The sequence below is a fragment of the Gordonibacter pamelaeae 7-10-1-b genome (assembly GCF_000210055.1).
Taxonomy (GTDB): domain Bacteria; phylum Actinomycetota; class Coriobacteriia; order Coriobacteriales; family Eggerthellaceae; genus Gordonibacter; species Gordonibacter pamelaeae.
On the sequence record NC_021021.1, the window covers coordinates 2646104 to 2650261 of the forward strand.

Sequence of the window (4158 nt, forward strand, 5' to 3'; positions counted from 1 at the left end):
CGCCAGCGCGCCCGCCGACGCCACGCCCAGCGCCGACAGCGCCGCGCCCTTCAGGAAGTTGCGGCGGTCCATGCCGCGCCTCGGCGTACCCTCGGCGCGCACGGCCTCGTGGGCTTCCCGCCCGGCCTCGTCCGCCCGGATCTCCCCGCTGTCCTGCTTCTCCATGATGAGTCTCCCTTTCCCCTTGCGGTTTGAAAAGCTGACCTCACCCTACGGCCTGAACCAAGTCGAAGGTCAAGGGGTTTCGGCGGAAAAACGAGCGGGAGCGGGGCTAAGGGCGCAGCCGCAGGAAGCGGGCGGCACGCTAGGAGCCGTAAACCTGGACCCGGTTCTTTCCGGCGCGCTTCGCCTGGTAGAGGGCCTCGTCGGCGCGGGTGAACACATCGCGGTACGTGCGGTCGTCGGAACAGGTGGCGTACACGCCCACGCTGAGCGTGGGAGCGTGGCCCAGCCCGGGCACCGTCGTGGCAGATATCTGGGCTCTCACCTGGTTCAACTTGCGCAGCACCACATCCATATCCACTTCTTTCAGCAGCAGCACGAACTCGTCTCCGCCTACGCGGCCGATGACGTCGCTCTCGCGGAAGCTCGAGCGCAGCACCGAGCCCACTTTGCGCAGCAGCGCATCGCCCTCCATGTGGCCGGAGTTGTCGTTTACCGCCTTGAAGTCGTCGATGTCCAGCACCACGCACACGCTGTGCTCGCGAACGGCGGGCTTCGCAAGCGCCGCTGCCACCAGGTCTTGCGTGGTTGCATGGTTGCTCAGCCCCGTGGCGGCATCGTTCTCGGCACGGTAGCGCAGGTCGCGTTCGTCCTCGATGTTCTCGATGAGGCCCACGAGATGCCATGCGCCCGCATTGTCGTGCGCGACGAACAGGTTCGCGCGGTACCACGCGTAGCCGTGACCGTAGTAGTTCGCCCGATACTCCGCGCTCACCTCCGCAGCACCGGCCCGGGCGTCTTCGAACATCCTGCGCACGTCGTCCATATCGTCGGGATGCACCACGCCGCTGCGCGTGCTGGCAAGCTTTTCCAAGTAATGCGGTATGACCTGCGCTTCGACGCCGTCGCCCGTACGATCGATATACAGCAGGACCGTGTCGGTGTCGGAATCGTAGTCGAAGCTCATCTTGTTCGTCATCTCGGTGAGCAGCCGGTAGCGCTCGTCCTGCCACGCCCGCCTGCGATCCTCGGTGGCCAGGCCCTCCGTGACATCCTTGTTGCAGCACAGCGTGCAGGTATCGGACACGCGGATGAACGTGCTCTGGCACCAGGTGGCGTTGCCGCCTTTCGACAGCTTGTACGTGCAGGAAGACGGCTTTCCGCTGACGTTCGCACGGCATTCGTCAAAGGTTTTGCGCAGGCCGGCGCGCTCCACGCCATCGGGAATGTGCGCCATCCACCGCTCGAGCGCCTCTTCTAGCGGAAGCGCGACGCCGATCGATTCGGGGTGCAGGGCGGAATACAGCACGTGGTACCGGTCGTCCATGCGGTCGAACTCGAATATCTCGTCGTATACCGAACACAGCACCTCCGTGAAACGCTGCAGATCGAGCTCGTGGCTTTTCCGGCGCCGACCGGACACGTCGAGGAAGGCGCTCTGGATCATCGGTTCGCCCTCCGGGCCCAGCTCGTATGCCGACGTCCCCTCAAGCCAGCCAACGGTACCGTCGCTGCGATAGTAGCGGTACGCGAAGTCGAGGGGCTTCGAGCCGTTCCTCAAGCGCTCGATGCCCGCACGGTGGCGCGGCACGTCGTCCTCATGGATGGGCATGAGCGCGTTGTCGCCCGATGAGGCGATGAACTCCTCCCTGTCACGGTAGCCCAGCAGCTCGCAGCCCTTCTTGTTGATTGAGACGATATGCTGGCCGTCGCCCACGGTATAGCGCACGATTCCACACGGTATGGCGTCGTACAGCTGCTGCCGGGCTTCGTTCTGCCGGCGAAGTCGCTGCAGGCCGCCGGGAATGGAATCACGCGGGGCCGCCAGGCGGTCGCGCAGAACCTGCTCCTCGGTCGTCTCCTCCGCCAGCACGTACAGGCTGATCACGCTATCCGCGCGCGAGAGCGGGCGCAAATGCAGCCGGAGCCAGCGGCCCTTGCCGGCAGCGCTGCGGTAGCGCAGATCGCACGCCGCATCGCCTTCGCTCGCCGCCCGCAGCGCCTCCTCCAATGCGGCGCGGTCCTCCTCCTGCAGCACGCCCAAGAAGTTCTTGCGCACAAGCTCCGCCGACGCCGCTTCGTCGTCTAAATCGAGCAAGCGGGCAAACTCGCCGTTGACGCGGATGAGCTCGCACGTCTCCCCATCGTACTCGGCAATGGCCGCTGGCCCTGCATAGCTGTTGAAGATGAGGGAGAGCTGCGAGTCGACATCCCAAAACTCCGCGGCCCCGTCCTGCAGGCTTTCCGCAAACGGGTGCGCAAGGTCCTCGACAGCCGTGCCTTCGAGCAGCTTCTCGAACGTTTCCCGGTCGACTGGCTTCGAGAACAGGTAGCCCTGCATGTAGTCGCAGCCGACGCTGGCCAGGTAAGCGGCCTGCTGCTTCGTCTCCACGCCCTCGGCAATGAGGGGCAGGTCGAGCCAGCGCGCCATGCGCACGACCGACGCGAGGATGAGCCCGCCTCGCGAGCTGGCGCTCGCGCCGAGGAAGCCCATATCCAGCTTCAGCACGTCAACCGGTACGTCCTTCAACGTGTTGAGCGACGAGTACCCGCTGCCGAAGTCGTCCATCTCCACGACGAATCCGGCGGCGCGCAGCTTCGTGACGGCGCCGATAAGCTGCTCGGGCGCTTCCATGTACGCGCTTTCGGTGATCTCCAGGTGCAGCAGCTCCGCAGGAACGTCGTAACGTTCGACCAGGCCCTTCAAGTACGTGCAGAGGTCGGACCGGTAGATATCGGCACGCGACAGGTTCACGGACAGCCGCGGCGCGCCCTCGACACCCCGCCCGTCGATCCACATGCGCAGGCAGCGGCACGCCTGCTCCCACATATAGTAGTCGAACGTGGCAATGAGGCCGTTGCGCTCGAACACGGGGATGAACTCCGTCGGCCCCAGCAGCCCCTTGGCCGGATGGTTCCAGCGCGCCAGCACCTCGGCGCCTATCATGCGCCCCGTGGCGTAGCGGTACTGCGGCTGGAAGTACGGCACGAACTGGCCGCCTTCGAGTGCCGCGATCATCTCGCCGGCGAGCTCCTGCTCCTTGAGCACCGACGAGCGCAGCTTCTCGTCGTAGAACACGTACTTGCTTCCCACGTAGCCGCTCTTCGCAGAGCGCAGGGCCAGCAGCGCGCGGTCGCACATGAGGTTGACGTCGAGGGAGGGGTCGTCGATGGGGAAGATGCCCAGGCGCACGAAGAAGGTGAAGTCCTCGCGATAGGAGGCGAACCAGGCGTCGAGCGCGGCGAGCATGCGGTCGGGATCGAACGAGGAACGCGAGCAGCAGCAGACGAAGTGGTCGGCCCGCAAGCGCGCAGCCGCTGCCCCGGCGGGCATGAGGTCGCGGATCATGGCGCCGATGTCTGCGAGCAGGCGGTCGCCCGCCGGCGCGCCGAACAGGTCGTTGTAGACCTTGAAGCGGTCGATGTCGCCGTATACGAGCAGGTACGACTCATTCGGGTGGCCGTCGATGATCATGCGCACCCGCTTGTCGAACCCGCTCCTGCTCAGCAGCCCGGAGAGCGTGTCGTGGTCAGAAACCGGAGATGAGCCCCCCCCCCCCCGCGTCTTCTTCTTGCACCGACGAGCCTTTTGCGATTCCAAGTTCCCATGCAGGTCGCATCGCCCTCCTCGCCTTCTCAAGCGAAATATGATGTCGGACGTATAGTTTAACGCTTGCGGGAGCCTGGCGCCATCGCACGGCCTGCAAAGATTCGTTTAGGCGGTCGGGTGGACGCGCAGGGCGGACGCGAGGCGCAGCCGGGGTTCGCCGCAGCCGGGGTTCGCAAGGCTACGCGCGCTCGCGGTCCTTGGCCTGCTGCCACAGGGCCTCGCGCTCTTCGGGAGCGAGCGCTTCGACCGTCGTCCCCTGCGCCCAGGCCGCGCCCTCCATGAACGACCAGCGGCGGCGGAACTTGCCGCACGTGGCGCGCAGCGCGTTCTCTGCATCGATGCCCATGCGGCAACCCACGTTGACCAGCGAGAACAGCACGTCGCCG

At 65.8% G+C, this 4158-nt stretch carries 1 protein-coding gene and 1 pseudogene; both read right to left on the reverse strand.

Features of this window, described 5'->3' with window-relative positions:
• Positions 1–304: 304 nt before the first annotated feature.
• Positions 305–3637: an EAL domain-containing protein gene (locus GPA_RS16925; protein WP_015540059.1), complete on the reverse strand. Its 3333-nt coding sequence runs from the start codon at positions 3635–3637 to the stop codon at positions 305–307.
• A 313-nt stretch (positions 3638–3950) separates the two neighbouring features.
• Positions 3951–4158, reverse strand: a pseudogene (locus tag GPA_RS12280) (nucleoside triphosphate pyrophosphohydrolase); the annotation flags it as partial.